At 71.8% G+C, this 22,112-nt stretch carries 16 protein-coding genes and 1 pseudogene; 15 read left to right on the top strand and 2 right to left on the bottom strand.

Annotation, left to right across the window (positions count from 1 at the left end; genetic code table 11):
• The first annotated feature begins 30 nt into the window (after positions 1-30).
• The 14 genes and pseudogenes from Prubr_RS16355 to Prubr_RS16420 all read left to right on the top strand — a co-directional run bounded on the left by Prubr_RS16355 (position 31) and on the right by Prubr_RS16420 (position 19,443).
• On the top strand, positions 31-2,193 hold the full coding sequence (locus tag Prubr_RS16355; protein WP_212826361.1) for an alpha-amylase family glycosyl hydrolase: 2,163 nt from the start codon (positions 31-33) through the stop codon (positions 2,191-2,193).
• Positions 2,194-2,257: 64 nt separating this feature from the next.
• Positions 2,258-4,045 (top strand): glycoside hydrolase family 13 protein, encoded by a 1,788-nt coding sequence (locus Prubr_RS16360; protein ID WP_212826364.1) that lies wholly within the window; start codon positions 2,258-2,260, stop codon positions 4,043-4,045.
• 68 nt (positions 4,046-4,113) lie between these two features.
• A complete protein-coding gene (locus tag Prubr_RS16365) occupies positions 4,114-5,973 on the top strand; it encodes a glycoside hydrolase family 13 protein (protein WP_212826366.1) in 1,860 nt (619 codons plus the stop codon).
• On the top strand, positions 5,970-7,568 hold the full coding sequence (locus Prubr_RS16370) for an alpha-amylase family glycosyl hydrolase (protein ID WP_212826368.1): 1,599 nt from the start codon (positions 5,970-5,972) through the stop codon (positions 7,566-7,568). Before Prubr_RS16365 ends, Prubr_RS16370 begins: the two co-directional genes overlap by 4 nt.
• Positions 7,565-9,568 carry a maltotransferase domain-containing protein gene (locus Prubr_RS16375; RefSeq protein WP_212826370.1) on the top strand — a complete coding sequence of 668 codons (2,004 nt, stop codon included), beginning with the start codon at positions 7,565-7,567 and terminating at the stop codon, positions 9,566-9,568. Before Prubr_RS16370 ends, Prubr_RS16375 begins: the two co-directional genes overlap by 4 nt.
• Positions 9,569-9,578: 10 nt before the next feature.
• Positions 9,579-10,531, top strand: a pseudogene (locus Prubr_RS16380) (adenosine kinase).
• A gap of 15 nt (positions 10,532-10,546) precedes the next feature.
• The gene (locus Prubr_RS16385) at positions 10,547-10,888 is read left to right on the top strand and encodes a hypothetical protein (protein WP_212826374.1); all 342 of its coding nucleotides are present in this window, start codon (positions 10,547-10,549) and stop codon (positions 10,886-10,888) included.
• A gap of 237 nt (positions 10,889-11,125) precedes the next feature.
• Positions 11,126-12,202, top strand: coding sequence for a BMP family lipoprotein (locus Prubr_RS16390; protein ID WP_212828116.1), 1,077 nt, complete (start codon positions 11,126-11,128; stop codon positions 12,200-12,202).
• A gap of 187 nt (positions 12,203-12,389) precedes the next feature.
• On the top strand, positions 12,390-13,913 hold the full coding sequence (locus Prubr_RS16395; protein WP_246568742.1) for an ABC transporter ATP-binding protein: 1,524 nt from the start codon (positions 12,390-12,392) through the stop codon (positions 13,911-13,913).
• Positions 13,910-15,253, top strand: coding sequence for an ABC transporter permease (locus tag Prubr_RS16400; RefSeq protein WP_212826378.1), 1,344 nt, complete (start codon positions 13,910-13,912; stop codon positions 15,251-15,253). Before Prubr_RS16395 ends, Prubr_RS16400 begins: the two co-directional genes overlap by 4 nt.
• A gap of 29 nt (positions 15,254-15,282) precedes the next feature.
• Positions 15,283-16,539 (top strand): ABC transporter permease, encoded by a 1,257-nt coding sequence (locus Prubr_RS16405; protein WP_212828117.1) that lies wholly within the window; start codon positions 15,283-15,285, stop codon positions 16,537-16,539.
• Positions 16,540-16,594: 55 nt separating this feature from the next.
• Positions 16,595-17,296 carry a cytidine deaminase gene (locus Prubr_RS16410; protein WP_212828118.1) on the top strand — a complete coding sequence of 234 codons (702 nt, stop codon included), beginning with the start codon at positions 16,595-16,597 and terminating at the stop codon, positions 17,294-17,296.
• Positions 17,297-17,342: 46 nt separating this feature from the next.
• Positions 17,343-18,626 (top strand): thymidine phosphorylase, encoded by a 1,284-nt coding sequence (locus Prubr_RS16415; RefSeq protein ID WP_212826380.1) that lies wholly within the window; start codon positions 17,343-17,345, stop codon positions 18,624-18,626.
• A gap of 136 nt (positions 18,627-18,762) precedes the next feature.
• Positions 18,763-19,443: a DUF4272 domain-containing protein gene (locus Prubr_RS16420; protein WP_212826381.1), complete on the top strand. Its 681-nt coding sequence runs from the start codon at positions 18,763-18,765 to the stop codon at positions 19,441-19,443.
• A 10-nt stretch (positions 19,444-19,453) separates the two neighbouring features.
• On the opposite strand, the gene Prubr_RS16425 is transcribed toward Prubr_RS16420, so the two are convergent.
• Positions 19,454-20,314, bottom strand: coding sequence for a putative RNA methyltransferase (locus tag Prubr_RS16425; RefSeq protein WP_212826383.1), 861 nt, complete (start codon positions 20,312-20,314; stop codon positions 19,454-19,456).
• Between the two features lie 26 nt (positions 20,315-20,340).
• Here Prubr_RS16425 and Prubr_RS16430 point away from each other — a divergent pair, with 26 nt between their 5' ends.
• Complete coding sequence (locus Prubr_RS16430; protein ID WP_212826385.1) at positions 20,341-21,417, top strand: adenosine deaminase; 1,077 nt, start codon at positions 20,341-20,343, stop codon at positions 21,415-21,417.
• A 62-nt stretch (positions 21,418-21,479) separates the two neighbouring features.
• Here Prubr_RS16430 and Prubr_RS16435 read toward each other — a convergent pair whose 3' ends face one another.
• Entirely contained in the window at positions 21,480-22,088 is a 609-nt protein-coding gene (locus Prubr_RS16435; RefSeq protein ID WP_212826387.1) for a uridine kinase family protein, read from the bottom strand.
• Between the last annotated feature and the right edge of the window lie 24 nt (positions 22,089-22,112).

Raw genomic sequence — 22,112 nt, forward strand, 5'->3', positions numbered from 1 at the left:
AGCACCCGTAGTCGCAGTAAGGAGCCCCCATTGTCAAGACGATCATGGCGCCTGGCCGCGCTGCTCACCGCCAGCCTGGCCGTGACCACGGTCGGCCCGGCCGGTGTGGCCCGCGCCGACGCCCCGGTGACCAACCGGGCGAGCCTCAAATCCGACCTGTGCTACCAGATCGCGACCGACCGCTTCTTCGACGGCAACACCGGCAACAACAACCCGGCCAAGAGCCCCGGCCTGTACGACGCGGGCAAGTCCAACTGGAAGCTCTACTGGGGCGGTGACTTCGCCGGCATCCAGCAGAAGCTCGACTACCTCCAGGGGCTGGGCGTCACTTCCATCTGGATCTCGCCGCACGTCGACAACATCGACGTGGCCGCCACCTACGGTGGGGTGCCCAACGCCGGCTACCACGGCTACTGGACCCGGGACTTCAAGAAGACCGAGGAGCACTTCGGCACCCTCGCCGAGTTCGACGCGTTGATCGCCGCCGCGCACTCCCGGGGCATCAAGGTGATCATGGACTGGGCGCCGAACCACACCTCGCCGGCGGACGAGTCCAACTCGGGCTTCGCCGAGAACGGCCGGCTCTACGACAACGGCACGCTGATGGGTGGCCTGACCGGCGACACCAACGGCTACTTCCACCACAACGGCGGCATCACCGACTACAACGACCGCTACCAGAGCCAGTACAAGAACCTCGCCGACCTGGCCGACCTGAACCAGCAGCACCCGACGATCGACAGCTACCTCAAGACCTCCGCCGACTACTGGATGAACCGCGGTGTCGACGGGGTACGGGTCGACGCGGTCAAGCACATGACGTCCGGCTGGCAGCGCTCGATGACCGACCGGTTTCTGACCAACAAGGACTCGTTCCTGTTCGGTGAGTGGTACCTCGGCAGCAAGACCGACCCGCTGTACGACGACAACGTCCGGTTCGCCAACGAGAGCGGCATCTCGGTGCTGGACTTCTACCTCAACATCTCGATGCGCGAGACGTTCGGCTCCAACGTCTCGATGCACAACCTCGACGCGGCGATCAGCAAGACGGCGACCGACTACCGCTACCCGGAGAACCTGGTCACCTTCGTCGACAACCACGACATGTCGCGGTTCCTGACGCTGAACAACAACCAGAACCGGCTGCACCAGGCGCTCGCCTTCATGATGACCGTCCGGGGTACGCCGTGCGTCTACTACGGCACCGAGCAGTACCTGCACAACAACACCGCCGGCGGCGGTGACCCGTACAACCGGCCGATGATGCCGGGCTTCAACACCGGCACCACGGCGTACCAGATGATCAACAAGCTCTCGACGCTGCGGCAGAACCAGCCGGCGCTGTCCTGGGGCACGCACCAGAGCCGCTGGATCAACAACGACGTGTACGTCTACGAGCGCCGCTACTTCAACGACGTGGTGCTGACCGCGATCAACAAGGGGGGCGGCGCGGTCTCGCTCACCGGCCTCAACACCGCACTGCCGGCCGGCACCTACACCGACCAGCTCACCGGCCTGATGGGCGCGGGCGGCATCACGGTCGGCAGCGGCACCGGCGGCAACAACCCGGTGACGCCGTTCAGCCTCGGCGCCGGCCAGGTCGGCGTGTGGTCGTACAAGGCGGCCGAGCCGACCGCGCCGACCGTCGGCAGTGTCGGCCCGACCCTGACCCGGCCGGGCCACAAGATCACTGTCGAGGGGCGCGGTTTCGGCGCCAGCGGCACCGTCAAGGTCAACGGGGTCAACGCGACGACCGTGAGCTGGTCGCCGAACCGGGTCGTGGCGACCGTACCGGCCGGGGTGACCGCCGGCCTGCGGCCGGTCACCGTGACCACCTCGGGCGGCACCAGCAACGCCTACCAGGTGCAGGTGGTCGGGGGAGCGCAGATACCGGTGAAGTTCACGGTCAACAACGCCTCACCGACCGGATGGGGCGACAACATCTACCTCTCCGGCAGCATCCACGAACTCGGCAACTGGTCGAGCAGCAAGAGCGTGGCGATCGGCCCGATGCTCGCCCCGAACTATCCGAACTGGAACACCGTGGTCAGCCTGCCGGCCTGCTCGACGGTGCAGTTCAAGTTCCTGAAGATCACCTCCGGTGGGGCGGTCACCTGGGAGAACGGCGCGAACAAGAGCTATACCGTGCCGTGCTCCGGCACGGGTAGCTCCACCACGAACTGGCAGTACTGATCGACCCGGTGGCCGCCGCCCGGACCGGGCGGCGGCCACCGGCCGCACCACGTAAAGGAAAACGATGATCCATCACGACGGGTCCGCCCTGTACGTACCCGACCGCGCACCGGTGCTCGGCGGCACGACCGACGTGTACGTCCGGGCGTCCACGGACGCCGGCGTCGACCGGGTCTGGGCCCGCTGGACCTTCGACCGGGAACCCCGGTTCGTCGCCGCCACCGACGCCCGCCCGCTCGCCGCCCGGACCGGCGAACGCTGGTTCCGGGTACGCCTGCCGCTGCGCAACCCGGTGTCCCGCTACCGGTTCCTGCTCGACGGGCCCGGCGGCTACCGCTGGCTCACCGCGGCCGGCGTGTTCCCGCACGACGTCGGCGACGACACCGACTTCCGGATCGTCTGCGGCCATGCCCCACCGGACTGGGCGGCCGACGCGACGGTCTACCTGATCTTCCCGGACCGGTTCGCCCGCTCGGCCGCCGCCGCCGACCGGCAGCTGCCGGACTGGGCCGTTGCCCGCGACTGGGACCACCCGGTCTCCGGCGACGGCCCCGACCGCCCCCGCGAGATCTACGGCGGCGACCTGGACGGCATCGCGGACCGGCTCGACCACATCGCCTCCGTCGGCGCCGACACCATCTGCCTGACCCCGTTCTTCCCGGCCCCGGCCAACCACCGCTACTGCCCGACCACGTTCGACCGGGTCGACCCGCTGCTCGGCGGCGACGCGGCGCTGCGCCGGCTGGCCGACGCCGCCCACAGCCGGGGGATGCGGGTGATCGGCGATCTCACCACCAACCACACCGGCGACCGGCACGACTGGTTCCGCGACGCGCTCGCCGGCCGGCACCGCGACCTCTACTACTTCGACGACGACCTCGAATTCGGCTACGAGACCTGGGTCAGCGTCAGGCGGATGCCCAAGCTCAACTGGACCTCGGCCGAACTGCGCCGGCGGTTCCTCGACGGCCCCGACTCGGTCGTCCGGCGCTGGCTCGAAGCCGGCCTCGACGGCTGGCGGATCGACGTCGCCAACACCACCGGCCGGCGGATCGCCGAGGACAACACGCACGAGGTCGCCCGTGGCATCCTCGCCGCGATGACCCGCAGCCGGCCGGACGCCCTGCTGCTCGCCGAGAACGCCCACGACGCCACCGGCGACCTCGACGCCGGCGGCTGGCACGGCACGATGAACTACGCCGGCTTCACCCGGCCCGTCTGGACCTGGCTGACCACCGAGCCGCTGCCGTTCCTCGGCGTACCGGTCGGGGTGCCGCGCCTGCCGGCGACGGCGATGGTGGCGACGATGCGGGCCTTCGCGGCCCGGATGTCCTGGCGCAGCCTGACCACCTCCTGGTCGCTGCTGGACTCGCACGACACGCCCCGGTTCCGGACGCTGGCCGGCAACTCGGCCGGCCTGGTCGAGGTCGGCGTCGGGCTGATGGCGACCCTGCCCGGCACCCCGATGGTCTACTACGGCGACGAGGTCGGCCTGTCCGGCACCTGGCCCGAGGACGGCCGGCGCACCATCCCGTGGCACGACCGGACCCGCTGGGACCACCGGCTGCTGGCCGTCTACACCGATCTGCTGGCGCTGCGCCGCAAGCAGTCCGCGCTCCGCCACGGCGGCCTGCGGTTCCTGCACGTCGGCACCGACCGGCTGGCCTTCCTGCGGGAGACCGCCGACGAACGACTGCTGGTCCTGGCCGCCCGGCGGCCGGTGTCCGAACCGCTGCGGCTGCCCGGGATCGGGGCGGCCGACAACATCTACGGCGGCGCGCCCGACCTCGCGCCCGGCGACCCGCTGTCCGGCGACGGCCCCACCTTCCAGGTGTGGCGCCTGGCCGACTGACCGACGCGCCGGTGCCACCCGACCCGATCCGAATCGAACCGAACCGAACCACGACCGTGAGGAATCCCATGCAGTTGCTCCACCTGCCGCACCACGACGGCTCGCCGCTGTACGTCTCGGAGTCCGCGCCCGCCCTCGGCCAGACCGTGACCGTCCGGGTCCGGGTACCGGTGGCCGCCGACGTCACCGCGGTACACGTCCGCGTCGTCGCCAACGGTGAGCCGGTCTTCCACCCGGCGGCGGTCGACCCGGAGCGCACCGGGTCGACCGTGAGTGGCTACGGCGCCGGCGACACCTGGTGGCAGGTCGAGGTGACCGCGGAGAACCCGGTCACCAGCTACCGCTTCTATCTCGAACGGGCCACCGGGGCGCCGCTGTGGCTGACCGCGGCCGGCGTGGTCGACCACGACGTACCGGACCGCACCGACTTCCGTCTGGTCAGCTACGCCCCGCCGCCGGACTGGATGGCCGACGCCGTCGTCTACGAGGTCTTCCCGGAACGGTTCGCCCGGTCCACGGCCGCCGGACCGCTCGACCCGGCCACCCTGCCCGACTGGGCGATCCCCTGCGACTGGGACACCGACCCGGTGATCTACCAGGGGCCGCCGACGCCGTTGCAGTTCTTCGGCGGCGACCTGGACGGCATCGTCGAACACCTCGACCACATCCAGGCGCTGGGCGCCAACACCATCTACCTGCGGCCGGTGTTCCCGGCCCGGTCCAACCACCGCTACAACGCGACCAGCTTCGACCTGGTCGACCCGCTCCTCGGCGGCGACGAGGCGCTCCGCCGGCTCGCCGACGCCGTACACGCCCGCGGGATGCGGCTCATCGGCGACATCACCACCAACCACTGCGGCGACGACCACGAGTGGTTCCAGGCCGCGCAGGCCGACCCCGACGCGCCGGAACGGGCGATGTTCTACTTCGACGCCGACGGCGGCTACGAGGCCTGGTACGGCGTACCCAGCCTGCCCAAGCTCAACTGGACCAGCCCGCTGGTCCACGACCGGGTCGGTGCCGTCATGCGCCGCTGGCTCGACGTGTACGACGGGTGGCGGGTCGACGTGGCCAACATGACCGGCCGGTTCGGCGCGCAGGAGGACACCCGGGAGATCGCCGCCGGTCTGCGCCGCGAGGTCGTGGCGCGGACGCCGGAGGCGATGCTGATCGCCGAGCACACCCACGACTCCACCGGCGACCTCGACGCCGACGGCTGGCAGGGCACGATGAACCACGCCGGGTTCACGCGTCCGGTGTGGACCTGGCTGCGCGCCGACGGGCTCGACCTGCCCGACTTCATCGGCGTACCGGGCGGGGTGCCCCGCCGGGACGGCGACAGCGTCGTAACCACCATGCGGGCCTTCGCCGCCCAGGTCTCGTGGCGGTCGCTGGTCCACTCGTGGCAGCTGCTGGACTCCTACGACGTACCCCGGTTCCGCACCGTCGTCGGTTCCCGCGAACGGCACCTGGTCGGCCTGGGCCTGCAGATGACGCTGCCGGGCACCCCGATGGTCTGCGGCGGCGCCGAGTGGGGGCTGACCGGGCGCAACGGCGAGCACGCCCGGACCCCGATGCCGTGGCAGCGGCCCGAGGACCGCGACGACGTGCTGTTCAAGTCGTACCAGGACCTGATCCGGCTGCGGACGACCGAGCCGGCGCTGCGCGACGGCGGCCTGCGCTGGCTGCACGTCGGCGCCGACGCCATCGTGTTCGTGCGGGAGACGGCGGCGCAGTCGCTGCTGGTCGCCGCGGTCCGGTCGACGACCGGGCCGATCGAACTGCCGCTCGACGCGCCGCTGGCCGGTCTCCACGACGCGGCTGATCTGTCCGCTGTGGATGGGACGGTCACCCTGCCCGGTGACGGGCCCGCACTGCGGGTGTGGCGGATCGGCGGCCCGGCCGGCACCGGGCGGGCCGCCGGGTGACCACCGGCCGCCGCGCACCGGGGTCGCCGGCCGGCGACCCCGGTGCACCGCCCGACACGCTCGCCGGCCTGACCGTGACGCCCGACCGGCCCGGCCACCCGTCGCCGGCCGACTGGCGGGACGAGGTCCTCTACTCGATCCTGATCGACCGGTTCGAGGCCGGGCCGCGGCCGGTCGGGTACGGCGACCCGGCCGACGGCGACTCCCGGCACGGCGGCACCCTGTCCGGCGTCACCGGTCGGCTGGACTACCTGCGCGACCTCGGCGTCACCACGCTGCTGTTGTCGCCGGTCACCCGGACCACCCCGGACAGCTACCACGGCTACGCGCCGGTGCACCTGCTGGCCGTCGACCCGTACCTCGGCAGCCTCGCCGACCTGCGCGAACTGGTCGACGAGGCGCACCGGCGCGGCATCCGGGTGGTGCTCGACCTGGTCGTCAACCACGCCGCCCGGATCTTCGAGTACGAAGGCGGCGACGACGGCTGGAAGGGGGCCGCCCACCCGGCGCCGATCGGTGCGTGGACGGTCGACTTCAAGCCCGTCGAACTCGCCGTACCCGAGCACTTCTCCCGGCGCGGCCAGATCGCCGACTGGAAGGACCCCGACCACGCCGCGCTCGGCGACTTCCCGCCCGGCTACCGGCGGCTGGCCACCGAGAACCCGGCGACCAGGGCGCTGCTCGCCCGGATCGCCCGGTGGTGGCTGCGGGAGACCGACGCCGACGGGGTACGCCTCGACGCCATCCGCCACCTCGACCCGGACTTCGTCCGTGAACTGACCGCCGACCTGAAGGGGTTCGCCGCCGCGACCGGCAAGGACGACCTGCTCGTCCTCGGCGAATACTCGAGCACCGCCGACGGCCCGATCGTCGACAGCCTCGGGCTCGGGTTCGACAGCGCCTACAACTACCCCGAGTACCGCCGGCAGAGCTGGGCGCTGCACGGCGCGGCACCGACCCGCGACCTGGCCGACAGCCTGGCGACCGCCGCCGACGCCTTCGGCCCGTACCTGCCCCGACTGGTCCGGTTCATCGACAACCACGACGTCTACCGGTTCCTGCGCGACGGCGAACCCGACGGCCGGCTGCGGGTGGCGCTGGCGTTCCTGATGTTCTCGATCGGCATCCCGATGCTCTACTACGGCACCGAGCAGGGCTTCCGCCAGCCCACCCGGCGGCTGGAGCGGGAGTGCTCGGCCGACCGGGCGTCGCCGCGCAACCGCGAGGACATGTTCGCCGCCGGCCGCTTCGTCTCGGCGAGTTCGGCCGGCGACCGGTTCGACACCGGCTCGGCGATGTTCCGCTGGACCCGGACGCTGATCGACGTACGGCGCCGGTTCGTCGCCCTGCGCCGCGGCGATCAGATCGTCCGCCGGTCGGACCCGGACGGACCCGGCGTCTACGCGTTCAGCCGGATCCACGGCGACGAGGAGGTGATCGTGGTGCTGAACACGGCCGACGAGCCCCGCCGGGCCGTCCTGGAGACCGCTGGGTCGTGGGTCGACGCCCTCGACCCCGGGTACGCCGGCGGCCCGCCCGAGGTCGACGTCGACGGCTTCGGCGTACGGGTGCTCGTCCGGAGCGGTCCGCGATGACCGCCCGGATCGTGATCGAGGCGGTCACGCCGGTCGTGGACGGCGGCCGGCACCCCGCCAAGGCGGTCGTGGGGGAGTGCCTGCCGCTGCGGGCCACCGTCTGGCGCGAGGGACACACCGTGCTGTCCGTCGCGGCGGTCTGGCGCGGCCCCGGCGACGCCGCCCCGGTCCGGGTCCCGATGGCCGTGCTGGACGCCGGCCGGGACACCTGGACGGCGACCGTCGTGCCGGACCGGGTCGGCCGGGCCGGCTTCCACATCGAGGCGTGGCACGACCCGTGGCTCAACTGGTGTCGGGCCGTACGGACGAAGACGGCAGCCGGCCTGCCGGCCGCCGAACTCGACAACGACCTCGAACTCGGTGCCCGGCTGCTGGACGCCGCCGCGACCCGGGCCAACGCCGATCGGGACCCGGTCGCGGCCGGCACCTGTGCCGAGGCCGCCGCGCTGCTGCGCGACGCGGGCCGGACTCCGGCCGGCCGGGCGGCGGCCGCGCTCGGCGCCGAGGTGTCCGCCGTCCTCGACCGCTACCCGACCCGCGAACTGTTCACCACCGGCGCCGACCACGAGGTGTACGTCGACCGCCCGCGTGCCCAGTTCAGCGCCTGGTACCAGGTCTTTCCCCGGTCGACCGGCGGCCTCGGCCCGGACGGCGAGCCCGTCCACGGCACCCTGCGGACGGCCGCCGCCGACCTGCCCCGGATCGCCGCGATGGGCTTCGACGTCGTCTACCTCACCCCGGTGCACCCGATCGGCACGGTCGCCCGCAAGGGACGCAACAACAGCCCGACCGCGGGCCCCGACGAACCGGGCTGCCCGTGGGCGATCGGGTCGGCCGACGGTGGCCACGACAGCATCGCGCCGCAGCTCGGCACGCCGGCCGACTTCGACGCGTACGTGGCCGCGGCCGGCGAACTGGGGTTGGAGGTGGCGATGGACCTCGCCCTGCACTGCGCGCCCGACCACCCGTGGGTCACCGCGCATCCGCAGTGGTTCACCACCCGGCCGGACGGCTCGATCGCATGCGCCGAGAACCCGCCGCGCCGGTGGCAGGACATCTACCCGCTGAACTTCGACAACGACCCCGAGGGGCTCTTCGCGGAGATCTCCCGGGTGTTGCGGCACTGGATCGACCGCGGGGTGCGGATCTTCCGGGTCGACAACCCGCACAACAAGCCGGTCGACTTCTGGGCCCGGCTGATCTGGGACACCAAGGCGGCGTACCCCGACGTGCTCTTCCTGGCCGAGGCGTTCACCCGGCCCGCCGTACAGCGCGGGCTGTCCCGGCTCGGGTTCAGCCAGACGTACACCTACTTCACCTGGCGGACCGGCAAGAGGGAGCTGGTCCAGTTCGGCGAGGAGCTGGTCGAACTCGAAGCCGGGCTGCGCCCCAGCCTCTGGCCGACGACGCACGACGTGCTGCCCGCGCATCTGCAACAGGGCGGACCGGCGATGTTCGCCATCCGGGCCACCCTGGCCGCCACCCTGTCGCCGAGCTGGGGGATCTGCACCGGCTACGAGCTGTTCGAGGACGCCGCGCGGCGGCCGGGCAGCGAGGAACACCTGGACTCCGACAAGTTCCAGGTGCGGGCCCGCGACTTCGCCGCCGCCCGGGCCGCCGGCCGGTCGCTGGAGCCGTGGCTGACCACGCTGAACCGGATCCGGCGGGCGCATCCGGCCCTGCAACAGCTGCGGACGCTGCGCTTCCACGACGTCGACAACGAGGCGCTGATCGCCTACTCGAAGATCGACCCGGCGACCGGGGACACGGTGATCTGCGTCGTCACGCTCAACCCGTACGCGGTCGAGCGCGGGCTGCTGACGCTGGACCCGCGAGCCCTGGACCCGGGCGCCCTCGACCGCCGTACCCCGGCCCCGGACGACCGCACCGACTACGAGCTGCTCGACGAGGTCGACCGGCGGCGGTGGCTCTGGGGCCGTACCCAGAAGATCGAACTCGACCCGGCCCAGCGGGTCGCCTACATCCTCACCCTTGCCTGAAGGAGATCAGTTGCCTGACGACAGCGACGTGCTGGTGCTCGGTGGCGCCGGCGTCGACACCATCGTCTACGTACCAGAGCTGCCGCTGCCCCTGCGGGACAGCTACATGGTGCCCGCGATCGAGCCGCGCGCGGGACAGACCGGCGACAACGTGGCGGTGGGGCTGCGGGCGCTCGGACTGCGGACCGCGCACATCGACGTACTCGGCGAGGACCGGGAGGGGGACCTGGTCCGGGCGCTGCACGAGGCGTACGGCGTACCGCTGCACGCGGTGCCCACGAAGGCCGGCACCAAGCGGGCGGTGAACCTCGTCGACCCGGCCGGCCGGCGGCTGTCGCTGTACGACCCCCGGGGCAGCGACGCCGACCGGCTGCCCCCGGACCTGGTCGCGGCGTACGCGGCCAGCGTCCGGCTGGTGCACGTCTCGATCACCCACCCCTGCCAGCACGCCCTGCCCCTGCTGGCCGGCGCACCGGCGCTGGTCTCCACCGACCTGCACAACTGGGACGGCGAAAACCCCTACCACGAGGCGTTCGCCTACGCCGCCGACGTGGTCTTCGTCTCCGCGACCGCGCTGGCCGACGGCCCGGCGACGCTGCGCCGGATCATCGACCGGGGCCGGGCCGAGGTCGTGGTCGCCACCGCCGGGGCCGAGGGCGGCTACGCCCTGGTGCGCGGCGAGGACCGGGTACGCCCCTTCGCGGCGGCCGGGCCGGTGGCGCCGGTCGTGGACTCCAACGGGGCCGGTGACGCGTTCGTCTCCGGCTTCCTCTTCGGCCGTCTGGCCGGCGAGCCGGTCGACACCTGCCTGCGGTACGGCGCGGTCGCCGGGGCGCACGCGTGCACCGTGCCCAGCACCGGGATCGACCCGATCGACCGGGCCACGCTGCTCGCGCGGGCATAGCCGCACCGCCGCCCGCCGGGCGGATCAGGGCGGCGGATCAAGGCTGCGACGTGGGGTAGGGGAGGATGAGCGGCGTGGAAGCTCTTCGTCTCGTGCTGGTGTATGTCCATCTGATCGGGTTCGCGCTGCTGCTCGGTGGCGCGGCGGTGCAGTATCTGTCCGGAAAGATCCGGATCAATAAGGCGATGCTCTGGGGTGCGGCGATCCAGGTGCTGACCGGCATCGGGTTGTCCGCGCCGCTGCGCGACGGTGCCGAGCCGGCCCCCGCGAAGCTTGTTATCAAACTGGTGCTCGGGTTGATGATCTTCGCGATGGTCTTCTTCGCCCGCAAGCGGGAGACGGTCAACAAGGGGCACTTCCTGGCGATCATCGGCCTCACGCTGGTCAACGCCGCTGTGGCGGTCTTCTGGCGGTAGTCGCCGGCGGGTGACAAAAGGGGCAAACGATCGTTTGGGCAGGTCGTTAGGGTGACGGTGGTAACGGCGGAAGGTCGGCTCGCGCACGACAGAGTTACGCGAGGGTAACGAGCCCTCAACAGTCGTGCACGATTGTCGGCCGTTGGGCGGGCGCGCGCGTACGCTCCCGTCCGTGGATTCACCGCAGACGTGAGCGGTGTGCAATGGAAGGAGACCGTCTTGCGCTCTGTGCGTGGGATGCGGATCGTGTCGCTCGTCGCGGTGGGCGGGCTGACCCTGGGCGCCGCCGCATGCGGTGAGGCACCGGAGGACAACGACAACGAGGGCGGCAGCGCCGCCGAGAAGTACACCGCCTGCATGGTCACCGACGTCGGCGGTATCGACGACCGCTCCTTCAACGCCTCGGCGTGGGCCGGCCTCCAGGGGGCGGCGAGCGAGAACTCGAGCGTCGACCCGAAGTACGTCGCCTCCACCGCCGAGGCCGACTACGAGCCCAACCTGACCCAGTACGTCAACCAGGACTGCAACTTCATCCTGGCGGTCGGCGGCCTGATGGGCGAGGCCACGCAGAAGGTCGCGGCGGCCAACGCCGGCCAGCAGTTCGGCATCGTCGACGCCAAGATCGAGGCGACCAACGCCTTCCCGATGCAGTTCGACACCGCCCAGGCGGCGTTCGTCGCCGGCTACCTGGCCGCCGGCTACTCCAAGGCGGGCAAGGTCGGCACCTACGGCGGCATGAAGATCCCGCCGGTGACGATCTTCATGGACGGCTTCGCCGACGGCGTCGCGCACTACAACCAGGTCAAGGGCGCCAACGTCCAGGTGCTGGGTTGGGACAAGGCCAGCCAGAACGGCTCGTTCACCAACGACTTCGTCAAGCAGGACGAGGGCAAGAAGGTCGGTGACACCCTGGTCGCCCAGGGCGCCGACGTGATCATGCCGGTCGCCGGTGGCGCCGGGCTCGGCACCGCCGCCGCCGCACAGGCCGCCAACGGCGCCTACAGCGTGATCTGGGTCGACGTCGACGGCTGCGAGAGCGCCCAGCAGTACTGCTCCACCTTCCTCACCACCGTCGTCAAGAACATCTCGGACGCGGTCAAGGACGCGGTGGTCAAGGGCGCCAACGGCGAGACCCTCGCCAGCACCCCGGGCTACCTCGGCACGCTGGAGAACAACGGCGTCTCGATCGCGCCGTACCACGAGTTCGACAGCAAGGTCCCGGCCGAGCTGAAGGCCGAGGTCGAGAAGGTCAAGGCGGACATCATCGCCGGCACCATCAAGGTCACCTCGGCCGCCCAGCCGACGGTCGACTAGTTTCGCGCGACACCGTGCCGGATCCCCCGGGTGACGACCACCGAGGGGTCCGGCACGGCGTATGAACACCAGGCGCCCCCGCCCGCGGGCACACCCGCCCGTATGTGGGGGCGTCCTGCCCGAGGCCCGGTCCGGATCCGGGTCGCACGTTCGTCAGGAGGCTCCGCTGAGACTCGAACTGCGCGGCATGACCAAGCGCTTCGGTGACCTGGTCGCCAACGACCACATCGACCTGACCATCGAGCCCGGCGAGATCCATGCGCTGCTCGGTGAGAACGGCGCCGGCAAGTCCACCCTGATGAACGTCCTCTACGGCCTGCTCCAGCCCGACGAGGGCGAGATCCTGGTCGACGACAAGCCGATCCAGATCCGCAGCCCCCGCGACGCGATCAACGCCGGCATCGGCATGGTGCACCAGCACTTCATGCTCGTGCCGGTCTTCACCGTCGCTGAGAACGTCATGCTCGGCGCCGAACAGGTGCGCGGCGGCCTCCTCGGCCTCCTCGACCAGCGCCGGGCCCGTCGCCAGGTCACCGAGGTCTCCACCCGCTACGGCCTCCAGGTCGACCCGGACGCGGTGATCGAGGACCTGCCGGTCGGCATCCAGCAGCGGGTCGAGATCGTCAAGGCCCTCACCCGCGAGGTCGACCTGCTCATCCTCGACGAACCGACGGCGGTGCTCACCCCGCAGGAGACCGAGGAACTGCTCGCCGTGATGCGCTCGCTCAAGGAAGCGGGCAAGTCGATCGTCTTCATCACCCACAAGCTCGGCGAGGTCAAGGCCATCGCCGACCGGATCACGGTGATCCGGCGCGGCCGTACGGTCGGCACCGCCACCCCCGACGCCAGCCGCGACGAACTGGCCGCGCTGATGGTCGGCCGCAACGTCACCCTGACCGTCGAGAAGACCCCGGCGCAGCCGGCCGGAGCGGTCCTCGAGGTCGAGGGCCTGGTCGTCGACGACGACCGGCAGACCCGGGTCGTCGACGGCGTCGACCTGACCGTCCGCGGCGGCGAGGTGCTCGGCATCGCCGGCGTACAGGGCAACGGCCAGACCGAACTGATCGAGGCGATCATGGGCCTGCGCCCGGTCCGGGCCGGGACGATCAGCCTCGACGGGCAGCGCACCGACGGCTGGTCGACCAAGAAGGTGCTCCGCGCCGGGGTCGGCTACGTGCCGGAGGACCGCAGCGTCGACGGCGTGGTCAAGGAGTTCTCCGTCGCCGAGAACCTGGTGCTCGACATCTACGACCGGCCGCCCTTCGCCGCCGGCCTCGCGCTCAGGCCCGACGCGATCGCCGCCTCGGCCAGGGAGCGGATCGAGCAGTTCGACGTGCGTACGTCGTCGGCCGAGGCGACCGTCGGCACGCTGTCCGGCGGCAACCAGCAGAAGGTGATCGTCGCCCGGGAACTGTCCCGCCCGCTCAAGCTCTTCATCGCCGCCCAGCCGACCCGCGGCGTCGACGTCGGCTCGATCGAGTTCATCCACCGCCGGATCGTCGACGAGCGGGACACCGGCACGGCCGTACTGCTGGTCTCCAGCGAACTCGACGAGGTCATCGGGCTCGCCGACCGGATCGCGGTGATGTACCGCGGCCGGATCCTGGCGATCGTCGGCCCGGACACCCCCCGTGAGGAGATCGGCCTGCTGATGGCCGGCATCACGCCGGACGCGGGCGACGACGCCCCCGTGAATAAGGAATCGGCATGAGCGAAAGTAGCCCTCCCTCGCCGGACAAGACGCCGGCGGTCGAGCCGGAACTCGCCAAGACGGAGCGGACCGGCGCGGTGGAGCCGGCCGGCGACGCCAAAGGCAAGCCCGACGGCGGGCGCGAATCCCTCGGCCAGCTCTTCCTGCACAACCTCTGGGCGGCCAACACCTTCACCGTCACCGTGCTCGCCGTGGTGCTGGCCCTGCTGATCGGCGCCGTGCTGATCATCGTTTCCGACCCGGACGTGCTGGCGACGTACAGCTACATCTTCGCCCGGCCCAGCGACGCGTTCACCGAGAGCTGGATCCTGGTCAGCGAGGCGTACTCGAGCCTGTTCAAGGGCGCGGTCTTCGACCCGGGCGCGATCAGCGCGTGGATCAGCGGCGACGGCGGCTGGAAGCCGGTCTTCGCGCCGATCTCCGAGACGTTGACCTACACCACCCCGCTGGTCTTCACCGGGTTGTCGGTCGCGCTCGCCTTCCGGGGCGGCCTGTTCAACATCGGTGCCCAGGGCCAGGCGATCATGGGCGTGGTCCTTGCCGGGCTCGCCGGCTTCCTGCTGCCGCTGCCGCCGGTGGTCCACCTGATCGTGGCCCTGCTCGCCGGTGCGCTCGGCGGCGCGATCTGGGGTTTCATCCCCGGCTTCCTCAAGGCGCGCACCGGCGCCCACGAGGTGATCAACACGATCATGCTCAACTACGTGGCGATGTACTTCCTCGGCTGGCTCATCGTGCAGCGCGGGGTGCAGAACCCGGACCGTACCGACGCGATCAGCCGGCCGGTCGACCCGTCCGCGCAGTTGCCCCGGCTGCTCGGTGACGACCTGCGGGTGCACGCCGGCATCATCGTCGCGGTCGCCGTGACCGCCGGGGTGGCCTGGCTGCTCAACCGGTCGACATTCGGCTTCGAACTGCGTGCCGTCGGCGCCAACCCGGACGCCGCCCGCACCGCCGGCATCAGCGTCACCGGCACGTACGTCATGATCATGGTCATCGCCGGTGCGCTCGCCGGCCTCGGCGGCGCGAACATGGTCGTCGGCTCCACCGCCAACGCGCTGACCGCCCTGGTCGTCGCCCAGATCGGCTTCGACGGCATCCTGGTCGCGCTGCTCGGTCGGGTCAAACCATGGGGAGTCCTGCTGGCCGCGCTGCTCTTCGGCGCGCTGCGCGCCGGCGGCAACACCATGCAGTCCTTCGCGGGCATCTCGCTCGAACTCGTGACCGTCCTCCAGGCGTTGATCGTCATCTTCATCGCCGCGCCGGCCCTGGTGAAGGCGATCTTCCAGCTTCGGGCCGCCCGGGCCGCGCGGCTCCAGACGAGCATGGCGAAGGGCTGGTGAGCGGCGTGTCCACGACGACCGCACAGGACATGGCCAAGGTGACCGTGGCGACCGGCTTCTGGACCAAGGCCCGAAAGGTCGGCCTGGGGCTGCTCGTCGCCGGGGTGCTCGCCGCGATCATCTTCGGCAGCCTGGCCACCGAGCAGTCCGCCCGCTTCACCCTCAGCGAGGACTCCGGCGGCGCGGCGCTGGAGATCGGCGGCACGCTCGGCGCGATCCTCTTCGGGATCATCGCGGCGGCGGCCGGGGCCGCGCTGCTCGCCGGCCTCGACCAGCGCTGGTTCCTGTGGGCCCTCGGCGTCGGCATCGTCGGGCTGGTCCTGTCGTTCCTGTGCTGGCAGATCTCCGACGCACCGCCCGGCCAGAACTTCATGCCGATGGTCAACATGGTCCGCGGCACGTTCCTGCTCGCCCTGCCGCTGATCTTCGGCGCGCTCGCCGGCGTGCTGTGCGAGCGGTCCGGCGTGGTCAACGTCGCGATCGAGGGCCAGCTGCTGATGGGTGCCTTCGCCGGCGCCCTGATCGGCACGATGAGCGGAAGCGTCTGGATCGGCCTGATCGCGGCGGCGCTCGGCGGCGCCTTCATCTCGCTGCTGCTCGCCGTCTTCTCGATCCGCTACCTCGTCGACCAGGTCGTCGTGGGCGTCGTGCTGAACCTCTTCGCGATCGGCCTGACCGGCTTCCTCTACGAGCGGTTGATGCAGACCAATCAGCAGGAATACAACCAGCCGCCGCACTTCGGCACCTGGGAGATCCCGCTGCTGTCCGACATCCCGGTCATCGGGCCCGCGCTCTTCCGCGGCAACATCTTCCTCTACCTGGCACTGATCCTGGTGGTCGTCCTCCAGGTCGCGCTCTTCCGGACCCGCTGGGGGCTGCGCACCCGGTCGGTCGGCGAGCACCCGACCGCCGCCGACACCCTCGGTATCCGGGTACTGGGGCTGCGTTACCGCAACGTCCTGCTGGCCGGCATGGTCGCCGGTATCGGCGGTGCCTCGTACACGCTGCTGCTCTACTCCTTTACCAAGAACATGATCGGCGGTAAGGGCTTCATCGCCCTCGCCGCGCTGATCTTCGGCCGGTGGAGCCCGACCGGAGCCCTGCTCGCCGCGCTGTTCTTCGGCTTCGCCGACCAGCTCGGCGCCTACCTCGGCGCGATCAACAGCATCATCCCCAGCCAGTTCCTGGCGATGCTGCCCTACCTCGCGACGATCCTCGCCGTCGCCGGTCTGGTCGGCCGGGTGCGGGCGCCGGCCGCCGACGGCAAGCCGTACATCAAGGGGTGATCCGGCCCGGTGCCAGCCGCACCGGCCGGAGCAGGGCAGGATGGACGACGTGACCATGGAGATCGACTGGAGCCGGCTGCGGGACGCCGCCGTCGCCGCGATGGCAAACGCCTACGCGCCGTACTCGAAGTTCCCGGTCGGGGCGGCCGCCCTTGTCGACGACGGCCGGATCGTCGTCGGCTGCAACGTCGAGAACGCCGCGTACGGGGTGGTGCTCTGCGCCGAGTGCGGGGTGGTGTCGGCGCTGCACGCCAGCGGCGGCGGCCGGCTGGTCGCGCTGTCCTGCGTCGGCGGCGACGGCGAGCCGCTCATGCCGTGCGGCCGCTGTCGGCAACTGCTCTGGGAACACGGCGGGCCGGACTGCCTGATCGAGGCCCGGCCCGCCCCGCTGCGGATGTCCGACCTGCTCCCGCACGCGTTCGGTGCCGACGACCTGACGGCGGCGGCCCGGCCCTCGATCCCCTCGGTGCCCGTCGGGCTGGCCGCCTGGCGGGGCCGCGGCACCGTCTTCGTCCACCCGGACATCGCCGGTGGCGAGCAGGTGTGGACCGGCTACTGGGAGCGGTCCGGCGGTGCCGGCGAACCGGTCGAGCCGGGCATCCTGGAGGAGGCGCCGACCTGGTCCGACCCGGCCGACGCGATCGCCTGGGGACACGCCCGGACCCCCCGGGTGGTGGTGGTCGACGCCGAGGGCGCGACGTTCTGGGCCGGTGAGGGCGAGCCGCCCGCCGACATCACCGCCCGCTGGCCGGGCTGACGTCCACGCCCGCCACACTCCTGACGCCGACAGAAAGGCCCGAGCGATGAGCGCGTTCACCGCCGTCGACGTGATCCGTACCAAGCGGGACGGCGGGGTGCTCTCGGACCCGCAGATCGACTGGGTGGTCGACGCGTACACCCGGGGGTCGGTGGCCGACGAGCAGATGTCGGCGTTGGCCATGGCGATCCTGCTGCGGGGCATGACCCCGCCGGAGATCGCCCGGTGGACCGCCGCGATGATCGCCAGCGGGGAGCGGCTCGACCTGTCGGCGGTGGACCGGCCGACCGCCGACAAGCACTCGACCGGCGGTGTCGGTGACAAGATCACCCTGCCGCTGACCCCGCTGGTGGCGGCGTGCGGCGCGGCCGTACCGCAGCTCTCCGGCCGCGGCCTCGGACACACCGGCGGCACCCTGGACAAGCTGGAGTCGATCCCGGGCTGGCGGGCGGCACTGCGCAACGACGAGTTCATCAGCCAGCTGCGCGACGTCGGCGCGGTCATCTGCGCCGCCGGTGCGGGGCTCGCCCCGGCCGACCGCAAGCTCTACGCGCTGCGCGACGTGACCGGCACCGTCGAGGCGATCCCGCTGATCGCCAGCTCGATCATGAGCAAGAAGATCGCCGAGGGCACCGGCGCGCTCGTCCTCGACGTCAAGGTCGGCTCCGGTGCCTTCATGAAGTCCGTCGACGACGCCCGCGAGCTGGCCCGGACCATGGTCGAGCTGGGTACGGCACACGGCGTACGGACGGTCGCGCTGCTCACCGACATGTCGACCCCGCTCGGGCTGGCCGTCGGCAACGCCGTCGAGGTCACCGAGTCGGTCGAGGTGCTCGCCGGCGGTGGCCCCGCCGATGTCGTCGAACTGACCCTGGCCCTGGCCCGCGAGATGCTGGCCGCCGCCGGGCTGCCGGACGCCGACCCGGCGGCCGCGCTCGCCGACGGGCGGGCGATGGACTCGTGGCGGGCGATGATCCGGGCCCAGGGCGGTGACCCCGACGCCCCGCTGCCGGTCGCCCGGGAGACCGAGACCGTACGCGCCGCCGCCGACGGCTACGTCGCCTCGGTCGACGCGTACGCGATCGGGGTGGCCGCCTGGCGGCTCGGTGCCGGCCGGGCCCGCAAGGAGGACCCGGTCAGCGCCGCCGCCGGCATCGTGTTGCACCGCAAACCGGGCGACCGGGTACGCGCCGGCGATCCGCTCTACGAACTGCGGACCGACGACCCGTCCCGGCTCACGACGGCACTGGCCACCGCCGCCGAGGCGGTCACGGTGGCGGCGGCGGTCGCGACCACCCCGACGCCGTTGGTGATCGAACGGATCGGCTGAGCCGGACGGGTTCGCGGGTCTGCGTGAACCGCCGGTCCGGCAGCCGCTATTCTGCCCTCGCCAGGAGGCCGGTAGCCGCTGACCTGCCTCGCCAGGGAGCCGGCCGCCCACGCCACCGTCGACAGGGGACGATGCAATGACCGTACCCGCGCCCGATCCCCGTCCCGTCCGGCTGGCCAGCATCGAAGAGGTACGCCGGCTCGGGCTGCCCGTCCCCCCGCCGCAGTTCCCGCTGGTCTGGGAACCCGGCGACGAGGTCGGGCTGCGCTCCACCGGTGAGATCGAGGCCCGGACCGCGGTGTTGCAGGTGGTGCTGGCCCGCTGCTTCGGCATGGCGCCCGAGGACGCGATGAGCTGGCTGCTCGGGTCGCGCCTCGTCGAACTGGTGACGCCCCCGGAGTGGCAGTACGTCATGGGCGGCCACGGCGACCACCGCTCCTTCGTGCTGCACTACGACGCGGTCTTCGCCCTCACCTGGCTGCTGGGGCTGACCAAGCACCTCGACCCGCTGACCCCGCCCGACGAGCGGCTGATGGACGCACTGCCCGACCTGTCGACCGGCGAGACGTTCACCGCGTGGCGTTCGCGTACGCTCGCCGCGCCCCGGGACGCGGTGGAGGCGGCCGTTCTGCTCGACCTCTACTACTGCCTCGACTGGGCCTACCTGGAGGCGGAGCGCACCGGGGTCCCGCTGCCGGGCGAGATCGACGCCAACGCGATCGGCCAGCGCCGGTGGGCGCTGGAGTGGGCGGTGGTCTTCCACGGCCCGTACCACGACCCGCCGCCGGGCTGGGAAGAGGTCGACCTGTCGACCTGAGCGCCGGTGGTCAGCCCGGCCGGTACCGGCCGAGTACGACCGACGCGGTCACCTCCACCGGTTCGGCCAGGCCGGCGATCCGCGCGTCAAGCCCGTGCCCGTCGGTGTGCCAGGCGCTCGGGCCCATGCCGACCAGCGTCCGCACCTGCGCCCGGTCGAGCGGCAGCGTCCGACGGTGCGTGGACCTTTCGGCCGGTTCGAAGTGGTCGGCGAGGCTGCCGGCGACGCGGTCGGCCTTGGCCGGGTCGACCCGCAGCAGGTCGAGCCGGTCGACGAGCTCGGCGAGGTGGTCGTCGGCCGGGGTGACCACGAGCAGCGTCCCGTCCGGGCGCAGCACCCGCCGGAACTCGGCGCCGTTGCGCGGCGCGAAGACGTTGAGCAGCACCGCCGCCGCGCCGTCGGCGATCGGCAGGGTGCCCCAGGAGTCGGCCAGGGCCGCCACCGCCCGGGGATGCGCCCGCGCCGCCCGGCGTACCGCCGGTTTGGAAACGTCGAGGGCGAGCCCGACCGCGTCCGGCACGGCGTCGAGGACCGCGGCGAGGTGCCGACCGGTGCCCGCGCCCGCGTCGACCACGAGCGGGCTGCCGCCGGTGGCCGCGGCGGCGACGGCACCGGCGGACGCGTCGGCCAGCGCCCGGGAGACGAAGTCGTAGTGCCCCGCCGACAGGAACGCGTCGCGGGCGGCGACCATCTCCGCCGTGTCGCCGGTGTGCGTCACCCGCCCGGCGGTGAGATTGACGTATCCCTGTCTGGCCAGGTCGAAGCTGTGGCCCCGGGGGCAGCGCAGCGCCCGCGCGGCGCCGGCCGGGACGGCGGCCAGCGGTTGCCGGCAGACCGGACAACGCAGGTACGTCGTTACGATGTCGACCACGTTCCTCCGCCCACTAGTGTCTCCACATGGTCGCAATCGCTTACGAAGAGATCGTCAAGGCCCCGAAGGCGCTGCTGCACGACCACCTCGACGGGGGCCTGCGGCCGGCGACGGTGGTCGAACTGGCCGAGGCGGTCGGGCACCGGCTGCCGGCCACGGATCCGGCCGAACTGGGCCGGTGGTTCGTCGAGTCGGCGGACTCGGGTTCGCTCGAGCGCTACCTGGAGACGTTCGCGCACACGGTCGCGGTGATGCAGACCGAGGACGCGCTCTTCCGGGTGGCCGCCGAGTGCGCGCTCGACCTCGCGGCCGACGGGGTGGTCTACGCCGAGGTGCGGTACGCCCCCGAGCAGCACCTGGAGCAGGGTCTGCGGCTGGAGCAGGTGGTCGAGTCGGTGCTGGCCGGGTTCGAGTCGGGTGCGGCGCAGGCCGCCGGGGCCGGTCGGCCGATCCGGATCGGCACGCTGCTGACCGCGATGCGGCACGCGGCCCGGTCCCAGGAGATCGCCGAACTGTCGGTGCGCTACCGCGACCACGGTGTGGTCGGCTTCGACATCGCAGGCGCCGAGGCGGGCTTCCCGCCCACCCGGCACCTGGACGCGTTCGAATACCTCCAGCGGGAGAACTCGCACTTCACCATCCACGCCGGCGAGGCGTTCGGGCTGCCGTCGATCTGGCAGGCGATCCAGTGGTGCGGGGCCGACCGGCTCGGGCACGGCGTACGGATCGTCGACGACATCACCGTCGGCGAGCAGCCGGTGCTCGGCCGGCTGGCGGCGTACGTCCGCGACAAGCGGATTCCGCTGGAACTGTGCCCGTCGTCCAACGTGCAGACCGGGGCGGCGGCGTCGATCGCCGAGCACCCGATCGGGCTGCTGCGCGACCTGCGGTTCCGGGTCACGGTCAACACCGACAACCGCCTGATGAGCGGCACGTCGATGTCCCGCGAGATGGCGCTGCTCGTGGAGGCGTTCGGTTACGGCTGGGCCGAGTTGCAGTGGTTCACGATCAACGCGATGAAGAGCGCGTTCATCCCGTTCGACGAACGGCTGGCGATCATCAACGAGACCATCAAGCCGGCGTACGCGAAGCTGCTGGGCTGACGGTCGGCGGGTACGGGCCGGCGCGCCGGCCCGGCCCGGTGGTGTGACCTGGGCGGTGACGGTCAGGGCCGCGGGTCGGTTTTCGGGATCCGGGCGACGATCTGCCGGACGAACTCGCCGCCGCGGGCCGGGCGGCAGCCGAGGCTGGTCTGCCGGCGCAGCACCCGCGGCTCCGCCCGCAGCAGGGCGAGCCCGCGCCGCAGGAGCAGGCCCGGTGGCTTGCGTCGCTCCGCGAGATCGCGTATCAGCCGGCGGAGAAAGGTCGCCCCGCGCGGGCGGCGCAGCGCGTACGCCCCGGCGAGAAGTCCCGCTCGTTGGCACTCCGAGACGATTTCGGCGGCGAAGATACCTTCGGCTATGAATAGTGGCGATCCGGCGAGATCGAGAATCCGGGTGGCCACCCGTCGGTCCGCGCCGATCGCGTAAACCGGCACTTCGGCCTTGCCGTCTCGGACCAGTTGGGCGATGGTCTGGACCGCTGCCGAAGCATCCCAGGCGTCCGGCGACTCCCAGTCGATCGCCCCGTTCGTGCGCGGAAGGGTGGGATCGTCACCTTCCTTGTAGAACTCGTCGAGGCACAGCACGGGAAGCCCGGTGCGGCGGGCGATGTAGGACTTCCCGGAGCCGGACGGACCAGCGAGAAGAACAACTCCGACAGAGGACTCGGTCACTGTAAGTAACTCCGGGCGTGCGAT

This window comes from Polymorphospora rubra (assembly GCF_018324255.1).
Lineage (GTDB): Bacteria > Actinomycetota > Actinomycetes > Mycobacteriales > Micromonosporaceae > Polymorphospora > Polymorphospora rubra.

What these genes read in the sequence shown, in the direction of transcription:
- Prubr_RS16360 (WP_212826364.1), top strand. Translation starts at nt 2,258, where the DNA reads ATGATCCATCACGACGGGTCCGCCCTGTACGTACCCGACCGCGCACCG.
- Prubr_RS16365 (WP_212826366.1), top strand. Translation starts at nt 4,114, where the DNA reads ATGCAGTTGCTCCACCTGCCGCACCACGACGGCTCGCCGCTGTACGTC.
- Prubr_RS16375 (WP_212826370.1), top strand. Translation starts at nt 7,565, where the DNA reads ATGACCGCCCGGATCGTGATCGAGGCGGTCACGCCGGTCGTGGACGGC.
- Prubr_RS16390 (WP_212828116.1), top strand. Translation starts at nt 11,126, where the DNA reads ATGCGGATCGTGTCGCTCGTCGCGGTGGGCGGGCTGACCCTGGGCGCC.
- Prubr_RS16395 (WP_246568742.1), top strand. Translation starts at nt 12,390, where the DNA reads ATGACCAAGCGCTTCGGTGACCTGGTCGCCAACGACCACATCGACCTG.
- Prubr_RS16400 (WP_212826378.1), top strand. Translation starts at nt 13,910, where the DNA reads ATGAGCGAAAGTAGCCCTCCCTCGCCGGACAAGACGCCGGCGGTCGAG.
- Prubr_RS16405 (WP_212828117.1), top strand. Translation starts at nt 15,283, where the DNA reads ATGGCCAAGGTGACCGTGGCGACCGGCTTCTGGACCAAGGCCCGAAAG.
- Prubr_RS16410 (WP_212828118.1), top strand. Translation starts at nt 16,595, where the DNA reads ATGGAGATCGACTGGAGCCGGCTGCGGGACGCCGCCGTCGCCGCGATG.
- Prubr_RS16415 (WP_212826380.1), top strand. Translation starts at nt 17,343, where the DNA reads ATGAGCGCGTTCACCGCCGTCGACGTGATCCGTACCAAGCGGGACGGC.
- Prubr_RS16420 (WP_212826381.1), top strand. Translation starts at nt 18,763, where the DNA reads ATGACCGTACCCGCGCCCGATCCCCGTCCCGTCCGGCTGGCCAGCATC.
- Prubr_RS16430 (WP_212826385.1), top strand. Translation starts at nt 20,341, where the DNA reads ATGGTCGCAATCGCTTACGAAGAGATCGTCAAGGCCCCGAAGGCGCTG.